This is a genomic window from Lactobacillus sp. ESL0228 (assembly GCF_003692825.1).
GTDB lineage: Bacteria > Bacillota > Bacilli > Lactobacillales > Lactobacillaceae > Lactobacillus.
This window is the reverse complement of the sequence record NZ_REHJ01000008.1, coordinates 42,283-61,946: the sequence shown is the minus strand read 5'-3', so window position 1 is coordinate 61,946 and position 19,664 is coordinate 42,283. Positions and strand designations below refer to the sequence as shown.

The 19,664-nt window shown below is 33.8% G+C and carries 19 protein-coding genes and 1 pseudogene; 5 read left to right on the top strand and 15 right to left on the bottom strand.

The features are described 5' to 3' along the window. Positions 1 to 21: 21 nt before the first annotated feature. The 6 genes from F5ESL0228_RS03745 to typA form a co-directional block, all read right to left on the bottom strand. Positions 22 to 1,065, bottom strand: a complete 1,044-nt coding sequence (locus F5ESL0228_RS03745) for a SepM family pheromone-processing serine protease (protein ID WP_122022899.1) — start codon at positions 1,063 to 1,065, stop codon at positions 22 to 24. Further along, a complete protein-coding gene (gene coaD / locus F5ESL0228_RS03740; protein ID WP_122018120.1) occupies positions 1,055 to 1,549 on the bottom strand; it encodes a pantetheine-phosphate adenylyltransferase in 495 nt (164 codons plus the stop codon). The genes F5ESL0228_RS03745 and coaD overlap by 11 nt, the downstream gene beginning before the upstream one ends. Then, a complete protein-coding gene (rsmD, locus tag F5ESL0228_RS03735; RefSeq protein WP_122018119.1) occupies positions 1,549 to 2,100 on the bottom strand; it encodes a 16S rRNA (guanine(966)-N(2))-methyltransferase RsmD in 552 nt (183 codons plus the stop codon). The genes coaD and rsmD overlap by 1 nt, the downstream gene beginning before the upstream one ends. Next, complete coding sequence (locus F5ESL0228_RS03730; protein WP_122022898.1) at positions 2,097 to 2,441, bottom strand: YlbG family protein; 345 nt, start codon at positions 2,439 to 2,441, stop codon at positions 2,097 to 2,099. Before F5ESL0228_RS03730 ends, rsmD begins: the two co-directional genes overlap by 4 nt. Further along, positions 2,438 to 3,616, bottom strand: coding sequence for an FtsW/RodA/SpoVE family cell cycle protein (locus F5ESL0228_RS03725; protein WP_122018117.1), 1,179 nt, complete (start codon positions 3,614 to 3,616; stop codon positions 2,438 to 2,440). The genes F5ESL0228_RS03730 and F5ESL0228_RS03725 overlap by 4 nt, the downstream gene beginning before the upstream one ends. A gap of 93 nt (positions 3,617 to 3,709) precedes the next feature. Further along, positions 3,710 to 5,551: a translational GTPase TypA gene (typA, locus tag F5ESL0228_RS03720; protein WP_122018116.1), complete on the bottom strand. Its 1,842-nt coding sequence runs from the start codon at positions 5,549 to 5,551 to the stop codon at positions 3,710 to 3,712. A gap of 255 nt (positions 5,552 to 5,806) precedes the next feature. Here typA and def point away from each other — a divergent pair, with 255 nt between their 5' ends. From def to F5ESL0228_RS03695, 5 genes and pseudogenes are all read left to right on the top strand, one after another. Continuing rightward, positions 5,807 to 6,361, top strand: coding sequence for a peptide deformylase (gene def, locus F5ESL0228_RS03715; protein ID WP_122022897.1), 555 nt, complete (start codon positions 5,807 to 5,809; stop codon positions 6,359 to 6,361). A 170-nt stretch (positions 6,362 to 6,531) separates the two neighbouring features. Continuing rightward, positions 6,532 to 6,756, top strand: a complete 225-nt coding sequence (locus F5ESL0228_RS03710; RefSeq protein ID WP_122018114.1) for a DNA-dependent RNA polymerase subunit epsilon — start codon at positions 6,532 to 6,534, stop codon at positions 6,754 to 6,756. Positions 6,757 to 6,761: 5 nt separating this feature from the next. Further along, positions 6,762 to 8,441, top strand: a complete 1,680-nt coding sequence (gene rnjA / locus F5ESL0228_RS03705) for a ribonuclease J1 (RefSeq protein WP_122018113.1) — start codon at positions 6,762 to 6,764, stop codon at positions 8,439 to 8,441. Between the two features lie 39 nt (positions 8,442 to 8,480). Continuing rightward, positions 8,481 to 9,428, top strand: a complete 948-nt coding sequence (locus F5ESL0228_RS03700) for a diacylglycerol kinase family protein (RefSeq protein ID WP_122022896.1) — start codon at positions 8,481 to 8,483, stop codon at positions 9,426 to 9,428. A gap of 184 nt (positions 9,429 to 9,612) precedes the next feature. Further along, a pseudogene (locus F5ESL0228_RS03695) lies at positions 9,613 to 10,275 on the top strand (alpha/beta hydrolase). Between the two features lie 168 nt (positions 10,276 to 10,443). Here the strand turns inward: F5ESL0228_RS03695 and F5ESL0228_RS03690 are convergent. The 9 genes from F5ESL0228_RS03690 to F5ESL0228_RS03650 all read right to left on the bottom strand — a co-directional run bounded on the left by F5ESL0228_RS03690 (position 10,444) and on the right by F5ESL0228_RS03650 (position 19,664). Next, a complete protein-coding gene (locus F5ESL0228_RS03690) occupies positions 10,444 to 10,911 on the bottom strand; it encodes a GNAT family N-acetyltransferase (RefSeq protein WP_122022895.1) in 468 nt (155 codons plus the stop codon). A 293-nt stretch (positions 10,912 to 11,204) separates the two neighbouring features. After that, on the bottom strand, positions 11,205 to 12,428 hold the full coding sequence (locus tag F5ESL0228_RS03685; protein ID WP_122022894.1) for an MFS transporter: 1,224 nt from the start codon (positions 12,426 to 12,428) through the stop codon (positions 11,205 to 11,207). A gap of 334 nt (positions 12,429 to 12,762) precedes the next feature. Then, entirely contained in the window at positions 12,763 to 13,152 is a 390-nt protein-coding gene (locus tag F5ESL0228_RS03680) for a DUF1828 domain-containing protein (RefSeq protein WP_122022893.1), read from the bottom strand. 13 nt (positions 13,153 to 13,165) lie between these two features. Continuing rightward, positions 13,166 to 15,517, bottom strand: a complete 2,352-nt coding sequence (locus tag F5ESL0228_RS03675) for an ATP-dependent RecD-like DNA helicase (RefSeq protein ID WP_122022892.1) — start codon at positions 15,515 to 15,517, stop codon at positions 13,166 to 13,168. Beyond that, positions 15,510 to 16,160, bottom strand: a complete 651-nt coding sequence (locus F5ESL0228_RS03670) for a lipopolysaccharide assembly protein LapB (protein WP_122022891.1) — start codon at positions 16,158 to 16,160, stop codon at positions 15,510 to 15,512. The genes F5ESL0228_RS03675 and F5ESL0228_RS03670 overlap by 8 nt, the downstream gene beginning before the upstream one ends. Continuing rightward, positions 16,157 to 16,816: a histidine phosphatase family protein gene (locus F5ESL0228_RS03665; RefSeq protein ID WP_122022890.1), complete on the bottom strand. Its 660-nt coding sequence runs from the start codon at positions 16,814 to 16,816 to the stop codon at positions 16,157 to 16,159. Before F5ESL0228_RS03665 ends, F5ESL0228_RS03670 begins: the two co-directional genes overlap by 4 nt. A gap of 171 nt (positions 16,817 to 16,987) precedes the next feature. After that, on the bottom strand, positions 16,988 to 18,115 hold the full coding sequence (gene mnmA, locus F5ESL0228_RS03660; protein WP_122022889.1) for a tRNA 2-thiouridine(34) synthase MnmA: 1,128 nt from the start codon (positions 18,113 to 18,115) through the stop codon (positions 16,988 to 16,990). Next, positions 18,116 to 18,457: a DUF1831 domain-containing protein gene (locus tag F5ESL0228_RS03655; protein WP_122018103.1), complete on the bottom strand. Its 342-nt coding sequence runs from the start codon at positions 18,455 to 18,457 to the stop codon at positions 18,116 to 18,118. 49 nt (positions 18,458 to 18,506) lie between these two features. Then, on the bottom strand, positions 18,507 to 19,664 hold the full coding sequence (locus tag F5ESL0228_RS03650; RefSeq protein WP_122022888.1) for a cysteine desulfurase family protein: 1,158 nt from the start codon (positions 19,662 to 19,664) through the stop codon (positions 18,507 to 18,509).

Genomic DNA, 19,664 nt, shown 5'->3' with positions numbered 1-19,664 from the left:
AGATATTTTCTGAACTTTTTATCAATAATGTTTTTTTAAATAATTTAAAGCATCGTCAACCGTTCTAACTGGAACAATCTTCATTTTAGTACCGATTTTTTGCGCTGTTTTTTTTGCTACAACATAATTACTCTCTGATTTTTTAACTAAAGAAGTATCAGTCGGGGCAAAAAAGACTTCTGCACCAGCATTATCAGCTGCAACTACTTTTTTATCAACGCCACCAATGACTCCAACCTTTCCACTTGGGCTTACGGTTCCAGTGCCAGCAATTTTATGGCTTGTAGCTAGTTTCTTTTGAGTAAAAACCTCATAACTAGTCAAAGTGAACATTAATCCAGCTGAAGGTCCTCCAATTGCCCCAGCATTTATATTCAGCTTAGGTTTAGTACTAACTTTAACATGTTCTACCAGTTGAATACCAATTCCTGGTTTATTCGTTCCAGCAACTTTGACAATTTTTCCACTAAGATTATATGGCTTGTGTTCACGCAAAATCATAACATTAACGTTTGAACCTATTTTTTGTTTTTTAAAATAAGCCAACATTTCCTCAGTCGACAGAAACTTATGACCATTAGCACCAAGAACTGTATCACCAATCTGTAATTTACCCTTAAAGCTGGAATTTTTTTGAACCTCCATTACATAAACGCCTTCATACTGCAGTTTAGGCTTTAATCCTGCCTTTTTAGCGGCACAATAAATAGCATTTTGTTGGCTTGTTTCCATATACCACTTTTGTAATTCCTGATATTGACTGCTAGTTGTGTCACCCAGCACTTCAGCTTTTGGAACGCGACTTGCAAACTTTTGTGTATAGCTCAAAAGGTATTCTAAAACGGTGGCGGGATCACTCGTTTCACTAATAGTTACTAAATAAAAATTATTTGGTACCGGCTTTTTGCTTTTAACAAATTGACTAATTTGAATAGTTTCTCCTGGCATTTGAATATAGTAGTTAGTTGGCCAACTTAAGCCAATTATTGCAATAACTATGATTAAAATCGTTAGTAACCAATTACGAATCCGATGTTTTTTTGGCTTTTTGTAGTTATAATTCATCAATATTTTTCATCTTTTCCTTGAGTGCTTTAGCAGCCTTATTGGGTAAAAAAGCAGTAACATCTCCACCAAATCTTGCTACTTCCTTAATAATGCTGGAAGCAACAAAACTTTCCTGAGGTTTAGTAAACAGTAAAATTGTTTCAATATTAGGTGCTAACATTTTATTCATTGCCGCAATTTGCTGTTCATACAAAAAATCAGTACTATTTCTAACGCCTCGAACAATTACCGTGGCATTTAATTCTTGTGCTGCATTAATCGTTAACTCATCTGGTTTTTTTAAAATTCTAACATTCGCAATTGTTCCTACAGCATCCTGAACAAATTCCATTCGTTCATCAACAGAAAATAGATAGTGCTTAGTTGAATTGGTCATTATCAAAACAGCAACTCTATCAAATAAATTAGCAGCTTGCTTAATAATATCAACGTGACCATTAGTAATCGGGTCAAAACTACCCGGTAAAAGAGCCGTTTTCATTAGTTCTCCTTCCGATAAAACCGCACAAATGTCTTCCCTAAATGGTGTTCTTTTAGTAAAGCAAATTCCGAAATAGGTTCTAAAAATGTTGCATCATCGGTTTCTGCAACAATAAGTGCATTGTCATTTAACAACTGCAATTTAAGTATTTTTTTCATGTCAGCAATAATGTGTTGCTTTGCATAGGGGGGATCCAAAAAAACCAAATCAAACTTTAGTTGATCATGAGCAAATTTTTTTAGTGCTGCTTGACTTGACATTTTATAAACAGAAAACCTATCTTCTTCTTTAGTTAATGTAATATTTTTTCGAATAATCTCAACAGCCTGATAATTAATATCAACAATTTGAGCGTGATCCATACCACGTGAAACAGCTTCGATCGCTAGTGCCCCGCTCCCAGCGTAAAGATCTAACACTTGTCCTCCATTAAAAAATTGGCCTAAAGTATTAAAAAGGGATTCTTTAACCTTGTCACTTGTTGGTCTAGTTTTTTGGCTTTTTAAAGTAAATAAATTACGTTTGGCATATTTGCCCGAAATAATTCTCATAATAATTGATCCAAACTTTTCTTTTCTTTTGCTTGTAACTTTTCCTCAGCCTCATGTGCCAAGTCAACGATTTGCTGCTCAATATGTGGGGTGTCCAAATTAACACTATCACTCAAAGCTTTTTCAACTCGTTTAACAAAATCAAGATTTACTAGTGTAGCAATTACTTCATCACACTCTTTTCGATTAACGTATAAAATACAGTAACCCATTTGAGAAGAAAAATAAACAATGTCTCCATACCGTCTCAGTTTATATTGCTTGCTTGCAGAATTAAAATAAACTATCAACCCTTGTCTTTGAGCTATAGAAGTATTACTTAAATCCTTGCATATACTCATCTAATCGCCTCCTCTTGCTTAATCTTCTCGTTAGCCGAGATATTAAGTACTAATCCAATTGCAATAGATAAAACAATTAATGACGAACCACCATAGGAAATAAATGGTAATGTTACTCCAGTAATTGGCAGCAACCCCAAAACAGCTCCAACATTAAATAAAGTTTCAGTAAAAATAATTGTCGTAATCCCAAAACAAATTAAAGAATTAAATTGAGAACTGGAATGAATTCCAACTTCCATAATTCGCCACATTAAATAAAAAAGTAATCCTAAAACAACCAATGCGCCTACTACCCCAAGTTCTTCAGCAATGATAGATAATATGAAGTCAGTATACGGCTCAGGTAAATAACCTCTTTTTTGCATGCTATTGCCTAACCCTACACCGAATAATCCCCCATTATGAATAGCATAATATGAATTAACTAACTGAGCACCACCTTTTTGTTCTAATTCAAACGGATGCAAAAATGACATTAGTCTTTGATATTGATAATTTGCTTGTAAAAATTTGGGATTCCACGTAATAATTAAATACACAAGTATGAAAACCGTGATACCAATAATGATTAACCAGAATACTACTTTTTTAGCTGAAATTCCAGATAGTGAAAACATCACTATCACAATCATTGCTAAGATAGCGGTACCACCAAGATCGGGTTCAATCAAAACCAAAAACATCATCACAGCAGCTAAAATTGCTGGTCTAGATAATGTATTCATAATATTTCCTTGGTTAAAAGTTCCATCATGACGATCTAAAAAATATGCCAAATAAATAACCAAAGCTAATTTAGCAATTTCTAATGGCTGAATTTTAATAATCTTCAAATCAATCCAACCAACAGCACCATTAACTGCTACTGCTGATCCTTTGAAAATTTTCAATAAAATTAGATAAAGCAACATCACAATGCTAAGTGCTACGAACCAAATAACAAACTTCTGGCTTTTAAAGATATCTAACCGTAAAGCAAAAGTTGCATTTGCAAAAATGAAAATCGCAAAAAATGCATAGTACATTTGGCGAATTCCGTAAGTTGACGGCTTAAAACCATTTACAAGCAAAATATCAGAGCTTGCAGAGTAAACCATAATTATTCCAAAAGCGACTAACAATAAATATGGTAGCAAAATTTGATAATCTATATGAAGTAATTTTTTTCGCACAAGTTGCTCTCCCTTTATAATAAAAACTTGTCCTTATTATAAAACAAAAAAAGCACCACTTCATCAGTGATTACTTTTTTGGAATAAATTAAATTATTTACGATTGCGTTTTTTATCAGCTTTTTGACGCTCCGATGTATTCAAAATTTTCTTTCGTAAGCGAATTGATTCAGGTGTTACCTCACAATACTCATCATCATTTAAGAATTCTATTGCTTCTTCCAAAGTTAACGTTTTTGGTGTTCTAATTGCTGCGGCATGATCTTTACCAGCTGCACGAGTGTTCGTTAAATTTTTACCCTTGATTACATTTACTGCAATATCCCGGTCACGAGAAGATTGACCAACTATCATTCCCTCATAAACTTCAACACCAGCACCAATAAAGAGTTCTCCACGTTGTTCTACTGTTTGCAAAGAATAGGTTGTCGATTTACCTTGACTAATTGATACCAAAGCACCATTTTGTCGACCGGGTTCCCAATTCTTAACAACGGGTTTATAAGAATCAAAACTGTGGTTTAAAATTCCATATCCACCAGTTTGCGACATAAATTCATTGTTATACCCAATTAGGCCACGTGAAGGAACTAAAAAGTCTAAGCGAGTTTGATTATTACCTGTTGACTCCATATTCTTCATTTCACCTTTTCTTTGTGAAAGAGAATCGATAACGGAACCAACATATTCGTCAGGAGTATCAACTTGAACAGCTTCAAACGGCTCAGACATAACACCATCAATTTCACGGTAAATTACTTTTGGACGAGACAATTGTAATTCAAAGCCCTCACGACGTAATTCTTCAACCAAAATTGATAAGTGTAATTCACCACGGCCTGAAACAGTCCAAGCATTGATTTGATCTGTTGGCTCAACTTTGAGTGAAACATCAGTTCTAGTTTGCCTAATCAAGCGGTCTTCTAACTTTTTAGGTGTAACCTTATCACCTTCGCGACCAGCAAATGGAGAATCACTAGCCACGAAATCCATTTGTAAAGTTGGTGGATCTATTTTTAGAAGTGGCAATGCCTCTGGTTCTTCAGCAGAAGCAATAGTTTCGCCTACAAAAATATCGTTAATTCCACTAATAGCAATAATATCGCCAGCAGTAGCTTCTTTGATTTCGTTTCGTTTTAAGCCAAAGAAACCAAATAGTTTAGTCACACGGAAATTTTGTGTTGAACCATCCCGCTTCATAACGGTAATATTATCACCAACTTTAACACGCCCACGGTAAACACGACCAACGCCTATCCGGCCAACATAATCATCCCAATCAAGCATAGTAATTTGAAATTGCAATGGTTCATCTGCATTATCAAGTGGTGCTGGAATCGATTTTATGATAGTTTCAAAAATGGGATCCATAGTTTCTTTTTGTGTTGCAAGATCCTCATCATATGAAGAAGTTCCATTTAATGCAGAAGCATAAACAACAGGAAAATCAAGTTGTTCATCATTTGCACCTAATTCGATAAATAATTCAAGGACTTCATCAAGAACTTCCTTAGGACGAGCACCTGGACGATCAATTTTATTAATGACAACAACTGGCTTAACTCCAGCTTCAAGAGCCTTTTTAAGGACAAAACGAGTTTGTGGCATTGTACCTTCGTATGCGTCAACCAAAAGCAAAGCTCCATCAACCATGTGCATAATCCGTTCAACTTCACCGCCAAAGTCAGCGTGTCCTGGAGTATCTAAAATATTAATGGTCGTATCACCAAACTTAACCGCAGTATTTTTTGACAAAATAGTAATACCACGCTCACGCTCAATATCATTTGAATCCATTGCACGATCTTCCAGAGCCATATGTTCAGGGAGAGTGTCGGATTGTTTTAATAGTTGATTAACTAACGTTGTTTTACCATGGTCAACGTGAGCTATAATTGCTATATTTCTAATATCGTTTCTTCTTTTTTCTGACAAAAGTATTCCTCCTCCACTCCTCAATAAAAAAACTGTGACGCTGTCACAGTTTCGGTGGCACGTCAAAAACATGCTTATCGAAGTGTTTCATATCTGTATAGTTACGCTCATTGATTTTAACACCTAACTGTAATACTGGTCAACGTTTATCCCCTCTTTTTCAAAGTGAAAATTTAGTATAGAATAAAAAGCAGACAAATTAATCTAAATTATGTTAAAAATATATGTATAAATTTTATGAAAGAGTGACGACAATTGATTTTAATGAAAAATATTACCCGAGATGGTAATCCAGTACTGCGCAAAGTGGCACAACCACTAACATTTCCATTAAACGAGCATTATCGCAAGTTAGCAGATGACATGATGGAGTATTTAATTAATTCTCAAGATCCAAAAATTGCTGAAAAACATCAACTGCGTGCAGGTGTTGGCCTTGCAGCACCACAAGTTGGTGAAAGTGTACAAATGGCTTCATTACTTGTACCAAATGACAAAGGTGAAATTGTATTTAAAGAAACTTTTGTTAATCCAGAAATTCTATCAGAATCGGTTAGACAAGCTTGTTTGAGTGAGGGTGAAGGTTGCCTGAGTGTCGACCGTGTAATTGATGGTTATGTACTTCGTCCAGATAAGCTTAAAATTCGTTATTATACGGTTGATGGAGAAGAAAAAACAATTCGTTTAAAAGATTACCCTGCTATTGTTGCTTCTCATGAAATTGAACATCTACGCGGTCATTTATTTTATGATCGAATTAATAAAAAGCAACCATTTAAACTAGATGAGGATACAGTTGTAATTTATTAATAAATTAACCGTCGCCAATTAGTTGGCGACTTTTTAGTTAAAGGACAACAACTTATTTCTATACTTGAAATAACAATTATGTTAAAATTTTTATTAACTATTGGGTTTTTAGTTTCTTACTACATGCCCAAATATGAACGTTTTAACAATTTAATAAGGAGAATACAAATATGATCTACAAAGTTTTGTATCAAAAAGACAAGGTTGTCAATCCAAGAAGAGAAACAACCAAGACACTTTACTTAGAGGCTGAAAATATGGTCAACGCTAGAACTTTAGTTGAAGATAATACCCCCTACAATATCGAATTAATCCAAGAACTAGCTGGAAACTCATTAAAATACGAAAAAGAGCACGCTGATTTTAAATTAACGTCCTTTGAAAGTAAGAAGTAATCTAATTGCGTATAAAAAATAATGAAGTTGCCATTGTTGCAATCGGGGGGTTGCATGAAATTGGCAAGAATATGTATTGTGTTCAGTATCAAGATGAAATTATTATCATGGATTGCGGAATTAAATTCCCAGAAGATGATTTACTTGGTATTAACTATGTTATTTCTGATTATTCTTATTTAGTAAAAAATCGAAAGAAAATTAAAGCATTGGTTGTCAGTCACGGCCATGAAGACCATATTGGTGGAATTCCTTTCTTACTTGAAAAAATACCAGAAATTCCCGTTTATGCTACGCCATTTGCGCTTGCTTTAATTAAGGGCAAACTTGAAGAACATGGTCTTTTAAGAACTACCGAATTACATGAAGAACATGAAGATACAGTTCTAAAATTCAAAAAACTTAGTGTTACTTTTTTTAGGACTACTCACTCAATTCCAGATACATTAGGAATTGCTATCCATACTCCACTAGGGGCTGTTGTTTTTACCGGTGACTTTAAGTTTGATTTAACTCCTGTCATGAATCAACCAGCTCCAGACTTTCAAACAATGGCTAAACTCGGTAACGAAGGAGTTTTAGCACTTTTGTCAGATTCTACAAATGCTGAAGTTTCACAATTCACGAAATCAGAACGATTCGTTGCTAAATCATTGCATGATATCATTACTGGTATTCATGGACGAATAATTTTTGCTACATTTGCCTCAAATTTATATCGAGTTTCAACAGCAATTCAAGCTGCAATCGATACTGGAAGAAAAGTTGCGATTTTTGGTCGTAGTATGGAAAATGGTGTACAAAATGGAATTGATCTTGGTTACCTCAACGTTCCAGAAGGATTAATTGTTGATGCAAATGAAATTAATCACACTCCTGCTGATGAAGTTATGATTCTGTGTACTGGTTCTCAAGGCGAACCACTCGCTGCTCTGTCTCGAATTGCTAATGGTACTCATCGGCAGATCAGCCTTCAACCTGGTGATACGGTTATTTTTTCATCCAACCCTATCCCTGGAAACACCTTAAGTGTCAATCACTTGATCAATAAATTAATGGAGGGTGGAGCAAATGTCGTTCATGGCCGCATTAACAATGTTCACACTTCTGGTCATGGCGGACAAGAAGAGTTAAAGATGATGGTTCGTTTAACAAAACCTAAATATATGATCCCAGTTCATGGTGAATATCGTATGCAAGTTATTCATACTGAACTAGCACAAGCAGCAGGTGTACCTGCTGAAAATACCTTTGTCTTGGAAAATGGCGAAGTAATTTGCTTTGGTCCTGAAGGATCTCGAATTGCTGGTCATGTTCCTGCTGGAGATGTTTATGTTGATACATCCGGAACTGCCGATGTCGGCAACGTTGTGGTTCACGATCGACAAGTTTTATCAGAAGATGGCATTGTGATCGTAGTAGCAACTGTTGATTATAAACATAAACGTGTTTTAGCTGGTCCAGACGTTTTAAGTCGTGGTTTTGTTTACATGCGTGAATCAACCGAGTTAATTAATCAAGCTCAAAAGCATATTTACCACATATTAAAAACTGAAATGGATAAAACTGATAATCCAAAAGATAGTATCATTCGTAAGGCAATTGTTGAAAATCTTTCTGATTTTTTATATTCAAAGACTAAAAGAAGACCAATGATTTTGCCAATGTTAGTTGAAAAGAAATAAAAAAGCCCTAAGGGGCTTTTTATTTAAAGAACAAAATTGATGAATAATAAATTAAAAATACATCTCTTAGTGAATGAAACAGCCGGTAACGGTCATGCCAAAAAAATAATGGATCAAGTTGTCTTGCTCTTAGTTAACGAAAATATACATTTTGATATAAAAAAAAGCACTTATGCTGGTGAGTTAATCAAACTTGCTCAAGTTTACGGTGAGCACAAACACCAAAAAAATGAAGTTTTGTTAATAATTGGCGGCGATGGGTCGCTTAATGAAGCACTTAATGGCATTAAACGATCAAATAATCCTCAAACACCTTTTGCATATTTGCCTGCTGGTACAGGAAATGACTTTGGACGTGCAGCCAATTTAACGTCTAATCCCAAAAAACTACTTAAGCATTTCAAAAACGGTTTAACAGCTGATCGTATTGACTGTGGTTCATTTAAATTATCTCCTTCTAGTCACCAAAATTATTATTTTGCTAATAGTTTTGGTATTGGTTTCGATGCTTGTGTAAATCATTTTAGCAATATCTCTGAGTTCAAAAAGATTTTAAATCGAATTAATGAAGGCAAGCTAATTTACAGTCTTAATATTTTATCTAGTTTGCGTAAGCAGGACACATTTAGTGTTGAAGTCGTAGGCGATGGTAAGAAACGATATTATAATAAAGCCTTTTTAGTAACTACAACAAATCATCCATATTTGGGTGGTGGTATTTCTCTTTTGCCCTCTGCAAGAATTGACAGCCACAAACTCGATACAGTTGTAATTGAAAAGTTCACAATACGTAAATTAGCTAAGTTGTTTATCAAACTTTTAAAGGATGGTTCACATGTGCATGACACACAATTTCATTACATTGAAGCTGACAAAATAACAGTAAAAACCAATAAAAAAGAATTTGCTCAGCTTGATGGTGAGGAAATACAATTGAGTTCTTTTGAACTAGAATTTGCAATTGATCACTTTAATTTATTACGATAAATAAATGCACTGAAACAGTTTAATAATTATGAACCCTAAGATAAATTAATCTTGGGGTATTTTTGTTTACCTAAACATTTAAATAGTGATTTTTACATAAAATTTTTTATGAATTTAAAAAATCATAATTATATATAACCACCGCAATTAGCATGATGGCTTAAATTTAGCAGCTAAACTTTCAATCCCAAAGACAAATAAATATAATGCAGCAATTTTGGCTTATGGATTTGTAGGAATGATGGACCCTAAAGTTAATGACTTATTACCAGTTTTAGCAAAAAATTACAAAACAAAGGAATTGCAACTATCAGGTTTGACTTTAACGGTCACGGGGTTAAGTGACGGTGCACTGGATAATATGACTATTTATAATGAACTTGAAGATTTTCACGCAATTTTACAATACGTTTTTGATAACCTTCAAGGGTTAAACAAATTATTTCTTATTGGTCATTCTCAAGGTGGTGTCATAGCATCAATGATGGCAGGATTTTACCCAGACAAAATTGATAAATTAGTACTTATGTCACCCGCAGCTACTCTGGTTGATGATGCAAGAATAGGTACTTGTATGGGGATTAATTATGATCCCGAGAACATTCCTAAAAAACTGAAGTTTGACGGTTTCAGTATAAATGACTGGTATTTTAGAACTGCCAAGTTTATTAATATTTATAAAATAGCTCAAGCTTTTCATGGACCTGTTTTAATTCTACATGGTGAAAATGATAAGATTGTCAATAATTACGCTGCAATTCATTATCAAGCAGTATTTGATAATTCTAAATACTATCTAATTTCTGGTAGTGATCATGGGTTGCATATAAACAGAAATGAAGTTTAATTCTTAGATAAATAATTAGGGTTATTTAGATTTTATCAGTTAAAAACATTATTCCCCTATTGTAAAATAATATTACACGCATTAAACAAAATTTCCTATGACTTGTATTTTTATTCATTTATTTTTAACTTCAAAATCTTAAAATCATTTACCATCTTTTACTTGAGTTTATTCAATTTTAAATTTATATAAATTAAACCCCATATAATTCAAAAGTTGACTAAATTCACTTTTATCAAAATTTCCATCACTAGTCAAAATAGTAAACCTGCCACCATCATCTTTTAGCATTCTCCGTGTAACACTAAATCCATTTCTCTCATAGAAATGCAGTCTCATAACACGCTGCTCATAATTAGGTGCAGTTTTGATCACAGGTTCAATATCTAAAATTATTCGTTTATCTATAAATCGCTTACGTAATATTTGCAAAACTTGTGAACCATAGCCATGGCCATGTTGATTGGATGTGATCGCCAAAAATCCTATATACACGGCTGCTTTACCTTCAACCACAAAAACCAAACCTATGAATTGATCATCATTATAAATTGCTTGAAAGTAAATGTTTTCTCTCAATGATTTGATAACTAATTGAATTGTCGGAATACGTTCCTCTTTAGGAAAAGCTGACACATACAATTCTTCAGCTTGGAAATAGTCTTTACTTCCCCATTTGATATTCTTAAAATGTAAAATAGTATCCTAGCTTTCTTTTTAATATTTAACTTTACTACGCTATTAGTATAGCAGAGATTAGTTGAACAGTAACAAATAATTTAATAAATAATTCATTGCAATTAATATGGTATATATTAAAAGTGACGATGAGTTGTATAAAGGTTTAAATGAAAATTAATTATAAAAGTCCCGAATCACTTGACGCTAAAAATGCGATTTGGGAACTTTTTATATTTTTTTATGCTTTATCACCGTGATAACCTCTTTAATCCTGGCAAGTTGATCATCACTATAAAACTAATAATATACAAGGCTGATAGAAAACCCATTACAACTGTTAAATTATAATGATCCATCAAAATACCAATTACAACAGATGAAAATCCACCGATTGCTCGCCCAATGTTAACAATAATATTATTGGCACTGGATCTAACTTCAGTTGGATAGAGTCGACTAATTACAGCACCATAGCCACCAAACATCCCATTAGAGAAGAAGCCAACTACTGCACCAATTAGCAGTAAAGTGATCATATTAGTAGCTAAGCTAAGGGTATAAACCATAACTGCAGAGCCAATTAAGAAAATGCCAAAAGCCTTTCTAGGTCCAAAATAATCAAAAATTGAACCAAATGTCATCATCCCAATACTCATCCCAACAATTGTAGCAATCATCCATAAACTAGAATTAGCAATATTTAAATGTAATTGCTTTTGCACAATGGTTGGCAACCAGTTCATTAATCCAAAATAGCCAGCAATCTGCACTGTCATCATCAACATTAAACCTAAACTTTGAAAAGTTAACTGTGTTGTAGCAAACATTTCTTTAAAAACGTTCGACAATAAAGAACCTTTTCTCTCAGTTTTTGCTGATAAAAACTGTTCGCTTTCATGAAGATGTTTCCTAATAATAATTGTTAAAATTACTGGTACAATACCAATTAAAAAAAGCATATGCCAACCGACTGTCGGTATAATCACCGCTGCAATTAATGCAGCTAAAATTGCTCCTATTTGTCCTCCAATTGCCGCAACGGAAGTCATTTTCCCTATTTGTGATTTTGGAAAATTTTCAGCAATCAGCGCAATGCCAACTCCGTATTCACCCCCAGCTCCAATTCCAGCCAAGAAACGCAAAGCATAGATCAAATATAAATTATTGGCAAATGCCATACAAGCTGTTGCAACAGCAAATATAATAACTGTATGGCTGAAAGTTTTCACTCGCCCTATTTTGTCGCCCAGAATTCCGAATACAATTCCACCAACTAGCATACCCAAATTAGTGATTGAGGAAATCAATCCTGCTGCCCCACCGGATAAATGTAGATCAACAATCATCGAACTCATTGCAAAAGATAAAAAAAGCACATCCATATTTTCTAAAGCAAATCCTGAAGAGGTCGATGCAATCGTCCACTTTTGATTTTTAGTTAGACCATGACTGTGCTGTTTTGATAAATCCATATTTAATTCCTCCAAAACGAACGCTCTCTGTCGTTCAATTATTTCTTTAAAAGACAATTTTACTCTTTTTTTAACTTTTTACAAATTTAATTAATAAAATGACACATAATTTTAAAATAGAAGAAAAAAGATACATTTATTTTCTAATTGTACTAACGTCAATTTTACTAAACTTGCTTAGATAATTTAGACATAATAAAAACCTCGAAATTAATTTGTCTTAATTTCGGGGTTCAGATCATAATAATATTTTATCTTTATATTTTTTAGTTATCTTTTTCCTAAAATCACAATATATATAGTTATAACAATTTTTGAGTTTTTAAAGTAAAAGTTACACTAAATATGAAATAGCTGCCTGTATATATGCCAATCTCATGATTGTTTCCATCAGATTCTTCTCGTCTGTCAAAGTACTAATTATCCAACTATCAATATTTATCTTAAATTTTGCATTTGCTACAACTTCTGCTGCTTCTTCAAACAGTTCACTATCGCTTGCACTTGGATCTAACTTAAAAAGGCATCTTCCATCATCGCTAACCTGATAGCCTTTTGTTTTTTTGGTAACAAAACAATAAATGTCATCTTTTAATGCGTCCTTTACAGGTGTCATAATTTCTATAGTTTCATCATCGAACTGAATAACTTGCGTGTTAGCCGCCAGCCAGTCAACCAACTTTGTTTTTAAATTATCATATCCTAAAAATATTTTTGCTGCCATTTTTCTCCTCTGCTTACGAATTTGATTGCAACGTAATTTTTTGCATCCCAATCATTGGATCAATCTGTCCTGAATAAATCATTTCTGCTGTTAGAATATATTCATTTTTCTCCTGTTTTAGAATTGTTTGCTCAGATACAGAATTGGTTTGTAATTCTTTTTTTGAGATATTTGCACCAAGAAATTCCCGTAACTTTATACTTAGTCCTGTTTGCCTATCATTACCTGATGTTTGTAATGCCAGAGTATACGCACGCGGGTCACCAATTAAAACCAAATTTTTTTCAGCCCGAGTGACAGCTGTATATAATAAGTTCCGCTTAAGCATGACGTAATTTTGCATTGTTAAACTTAAAATCACTAGTGGAAATTCTGATCCCTGCGCTTTATGTATGGTAATTGCATATGCACGGGTTACATCAAGCAAATCTTTTTTACTAAAAATAATCTCACGTCCGTCAAAATCAGCAGTCATACATTTTTTTGAATTTTTATCATCAATTGATAGTATTTTACCAATTTGCCCATTGTAAATATCTTTTTCAGGATTATTTTGTAACTGCAAAATGCGATCACCAATGCGAAAAGTTTCATCATGTATATCAAGAGTTTTACTACTGGGCTTAGCAGGATTCATTATTTCCTGAATCACATTATTTAAATTGATAACACCACCATCACCTTGATACATTGCGCCCAATATTTGCACATCATCTTGCTTAAAACCGCGCGCAAGTGCACGTTCAACTATTTGACTAACCACATGGTCAACCTCATGTGGAGGGCAAGAAATAAATGAATAATTTTGAGTTTTGGTAAATAAAACTTGTTGATCTTGCCCTTCATTAATTGCATGTGCCAAAGTAATAATACTTGAATCATCACCTTGACGATGAATTTGTTTCAAAACAGTTGTTGGAAAGACATCAGCCTTAATTAGATCACCAAAAACGTTTCCCGGTCCTACAGAAGGTAATTGGTCTTTATCTCCCACAAATACCACATGCTTAGTTTCGTTGATACTTGATACTAATTGCTTAAACAAAAACATATCAACCATTGACATTTCATCAATAATTAAAATTTCACCATTTAACTCATTTAAATCCATAGCTTCGTTTTCACCGATTCCTAGCCCCAGCAAGCGATGAATTGTTTTGGCAGTAATCCCGGTAATTTCCTCCATGCGCTTTGCAGCTCTTCCCGTTGGTGCTGCTAATAAAAATGGTGGATCACTACTATAAAGTGTTGAGGCAGGAATTTCTGCCAAATTTCGTAATGCCAACAAAATTCCATTAATAATTGTTGTTTTACCAGTTCCTGGTCCCCCTGTTAAAATTGAAATTGGATTAGTTAAAGCGTTAATAATCGCAACTCGTTGTATATCATCATAGTGAATATTAAGTTGTTTTTCAGCTTTTTTGATTGCTTTTTGAACATCTTTTACAGAATAATTATCTGTTTTTTGTTTTTCAAGTAAATTTTTCATTGTTAAGGCAATGTCATTTTCTGTTTGAAAAATATTTTGTAATGCTGCATTTTCACCTGCGACAACAATTTTACCTTCATGCTGCAGATCATTGACACATGTTGCAATTACATCATAGTTATCAAATGATAATAATTTACCAGCATTTATCAAAAGTAATTTTAGTTTAATAAATGTATTACCAGCTTGACTTAATTCATCAGTTAAAATCTGAAAAAGAGCACCCTTAATTCTACGAGGATCATCATTTGCTAGACCTAATTCCATACCCATTCGATCAGCACTTTTAAAACCGTATCCAGTCACTTCCGCTATCATAGCATATGGGTCTTTTTGAAGTTTACTCAAAGTTTCACCATGGTAAATCTGATATATCTTATTTGAAACCTTTCTGTTTAAACCAAATTGAGCCAATTTCAGAATAATTTCAGAATAGGAGTCCATTGCATTGATACCATTTAACAAGCTATCCTTTTGCTTTTTAGTCAGTGATAATGTAGCAATCTTAGTGGGATTATCCTTTAAAATACTTAAAGCATTAATTCCTAATGAAGCAACAATTTTATTTGCGGTTTTTTTGCCAATACCTAGAAATTGTTTAGAACTCAAATAATTAACCAAACTGCCCTTTTCGTGTGGTAAAGCTTGCTTATAACTTTCACACTTAAATTGTTGTCCAAACTTATTATGAATAATTAAACTACCGTGAAATCGATAAGTGCCACCAATTTGAATATCACCGAAATTACCTGTTACCTTGATTTCTTCACGATCATAACCATCTATTGAATCAATAATTGTTACATCAAGAATTTTGTACAAATCCTGATCATTTTCAAAGATGGTACGATTTATTTTTCCAGTGAACTCAACCATTAAACTTGTCCTTATCCCCGATTATTTTTAAAAGTGCATCATACTTTTTTTGAGCTTGCTCAAAATATTTAATATCTTGCTTTTGAGAGATGGTAAAATGTTTTTCTGCTAAATCACGATTTTTAGTTAAAATCGTGATTCCTAACATAAAGTTAACCTTAGCACTGCGCTGGTCCTGCGAAATTGTTGTATAACTCTTTTCCGCCTGGTCAAATTCTCCCAAACCAAGCCAAATATCTCCTAGTAATTCTAGGACGCGATCATCAGTTTCACTAATTGTCAAAGCATAGGCAAGAGCCTTTTGCAGTTGTCCCATTTTCATTAAAACTAATGATTTTTGGTATAAAACCAGATCATCATTTGGAATATGATCGAGTAGCTTCAGTGCTTGATCATATTTTCCCTGCATGTAATAACACACTGCCAAATCATAATCTAAATCTTGTGAATTCTTAACTGCATTTTTAGCTTGCTCAAGCAGCTGCGTAGCTTGGTCAAAGCTACCTTCTTCGATCAAAATTGTTGCTAATTTTAAATAATTTTCTGATTCCTGTGGATGGTTATCAATTTCACTAATTAAATTATCTATCCGTTTTTTGATCATTTTATTGTCATCTTTTTTTGGAAATTTATTACTTTTCATAATGAATCTGAATCCACCAATTTTCTTTCTAAAAAACTAGTTTCATTCCATACAATTAAGTGAAAGTTTTTTCCTTGGTCTATTGTTTCCAGGATTGTTAAACTAGTATTACTCAGCCCACCATGTTGACGAAGATTATTTAGAGAATATCCTAACAACCCGCCTAAAATTGCCGCAAGTGCAGCTCCATGACTAATTACCAAAACTTTCTGATCTTTTTTAGGATATTTTTGGACAATTTCTTGGGTAAAATTTTTGCCTCGCTTGATTACATCACTATAATTTTCTCCACCAATACTTTTGCCATCATAATTTTGAGGGTGATGCCATAAATTATTTACTTGTTCAGGGTATTTAGCCAACGCGTTTGAAAAATGTAACCCTTCAAGTTTGCCTAAATCAAATTCTCGTAAACGCTCATCAGTTTTTATAATTAAATTTGTTTCCAATTCTTGTTGAAGTCCCTTTGCTGTTGTAACTGCTCGTTTTAAAGGACTAGTATAAATTGCAGAAAAGTCTGTTCCTTTTAAGTAATTTCCTAATTTTTTTATATCAATTAAACTTTGAAGCAATAATGAAGAATCACCGTGTGCTCCTTGAAATATCTGTGCTTGGTTCCATTGTGTTTTCCCGTGACGAACAAAATAAATCTGCATTTAAAACTATCTCTCCTGTATTAGTTACTGTTTTAGTTTATCATTTTATCAAATTAAAATAAAAAGACTTAATTAATTAAAGAAAAAAGAGCAGTACTCTTAAGAAATTTCAAAAGTTAAAAAACATTTTGAAACCCCATTTAGACACACTACTCTTTTTATTCATTTAAATTAAACTAATTGAAGCTTACACCCATTTTGATAGGCACAATCAATGTTGCCACCGCCTAAACATTCTTCACCATCATATAGTACCAAGGCTTGTCCGGGAGTAACCGCCCGTGCAGGCTCATCAAAATAGACAGTTATTGTATTAGTCTTAGAGTGATAATGAACATTTACACTGACATCAGGCTGACGATAACGAAATTTTGCAGTACAGCGCATCTTAAAGTCGTGGTTTGGTTGACCTGTAAAAAATGACATTTGACTTGCTTCAAGCTGAGTCGCATATAACAGCTCACTGTCATAGCCCTGCTCAACAATCAGTTCATTGTTTTTCAAGTCTTTACCAACAACAAACCAAGGAGCTGTTGATTCTTTAGTTGAACCAAGACCTAAACCCGAACGCTGACCGATTGTATAGTACATTAAACCTGCATGTTCTCCGACAATTTTGCCTTCAGGAGTAACTATCTTACCAGATTGTGCTGGTAAAAATTCACTCAAAAATTTACGGAAATTCCTTTCACCAATAAAGCAAATTCCAGTAGAATCTTTTTTCTTAGCTGTAGCTAACCCACTCTTGATTGCAATCTCACGAACTTGAGGTTTAGTTAAATTAGCTAAAGGAAAAATCACCCGACTAATTTGTTGTTGACTAAGTTGACTCAAAAAATATGTTTGATCTTTGTTGCCATCTTTAGGTCTCATCATATGGGTAATACCGTTTTGATCTGTTGCCGTTTTGGCATAGTGCCCCATTGCAATGTAGTCAGCATCCAAGTTCATAGCAAATTCTAAAAAAGACTTAAACTTGATTTGGCTATTACACATTATATCTGGATTGGGAGTTCTTCCACGCTTATATTCCTTTAAAAAATACTCGAATACACGTTGCCAGTATTCTTTTTCAAAGTTAATTGAATAGTAGGGAATGCCAATTTGATCCGCCACTTTTTTAACATCTTCATAATCTTCTGTTACTGTACATACTCCAGCATCATCGGTATCGTCCCAATTTTTCATAAAGACTCCGATAACATCATACCCCTGCTCTTTAAGGAGCAAAGCTGAAACGGAAGAATCCACTCCGCCACTCATTCCGACAACTACTCTGGCTTTTTTTGCCACTTTCAATCAATCCTTTACTGGAATAATAATTTTGCGTTCTTCCAAATCTTTAAGAATATAATTCAACAGTTCAACTGTAGGCGCTAATTGTTTATTCTTAAAAATATTAACTTTCTTTAAACCATTACGATCAGTCACAACCATTGTTAAATGCATCATGTCTTTATCAATCGTCATTTTCAACTTAGTGGGCGCATTGTATGGAGAATCATTGTATAACGGGTGCTCATAATTGAAATTACCCCGTTTAGTTTTCACAAATCCTACATCAATCAACGCATAAAGTTTTAAATCAGGACTAAGTGTAAACTTACGATTATCACCATTAATTATCGCTATATTTGCCATAATTTATCTCCCTCTTACAAATAATAAGTGATTTTAAAAAATAAAGCAATCATTTTTCTCTTGTTTGTAACTTGCAAGCAATTTTTGCTAACTGAAGTGCAAAAGACTTAATCTCTTTCGCAGTATTATATCGTCCAAATGATATTCGAATTGATTCATCTATTCGTGGTGAGTTTGAACCAAACATAGCTTGCAAAACATGTGATGGCTCAAGTGAGCCAGCAGTACAAGCAGAACCTCCCGAAATTGCAAAACCAGCTAAATCAAGACTAGTCAGAAGTAAAATTGTAGAAACTCCATTAATGTGCAAATTCAGAATATGATGTGAGCAATATTCTTTAACGCCACCGTTAATTTCATAACTAACTCCAGCTTGGTCAAGCTCAAACAAAACCAATTTTTGAAAATATCGGTACTTAGCCTGTAATTCAGCCTTATCAATTGTTGTAATTTCTTCGACTGCTTCGCCAAATCCAGCAATCCCTGGAACATTTTCGGTACCGGCTCGCCTCTTAGTTTCCTGTTCACCACCAAGAATTAAAGGAGGTAATTCAACTTGCGAATTTTCATATAAAAATCCTAAGAACTTCGGACCATTAATCTTATGAGCTGATGTTGACAATAAATCTATCTTCATCTGTTTAACATCGATCTCTATATTTCCGAGTCCTTGTACAGCGTCAACGTGGAAGTACGCATTGCTTTTAGCTACGATAGAACCAATTTTAATAAGTGGATTAATTGTTCCGATTTCATTATTAACTGCCATCACAGAAACCAAAATTGTTTCAGGTGTTAACGCTGTTTGCAATTGATCAAGTGAAATACGCCCATCAGAATCAACGTCCAAATAAATAACGTCATATCCTTCTTTTTCAAGTTGTTTCATTGGTTCTAAAACAGAAGGATGCTCAATTTTAGTAGTAATAATTCGGCTCCCATTGTTTTTTTTGCTGTGTGCAATACCTAATATGGCAGTATTATTGCTTTCTGACCCCCCTGATGTAAACACAATTTCATTATCTGCAGCATTAATTGAAGCCGCAATTTTTGATCGTGCCTGATCAATTGTATGTCTCGCCTTACGACCTATTTCATAGGTACTAGAAGCATTACCAAAATTATTCTTCATTTCAGTAGTGATTTTCTCAATTACTTTGGGAGACATTGGTGTCGTTGCGGCATTATCTAAATAGATTTCTTTCAT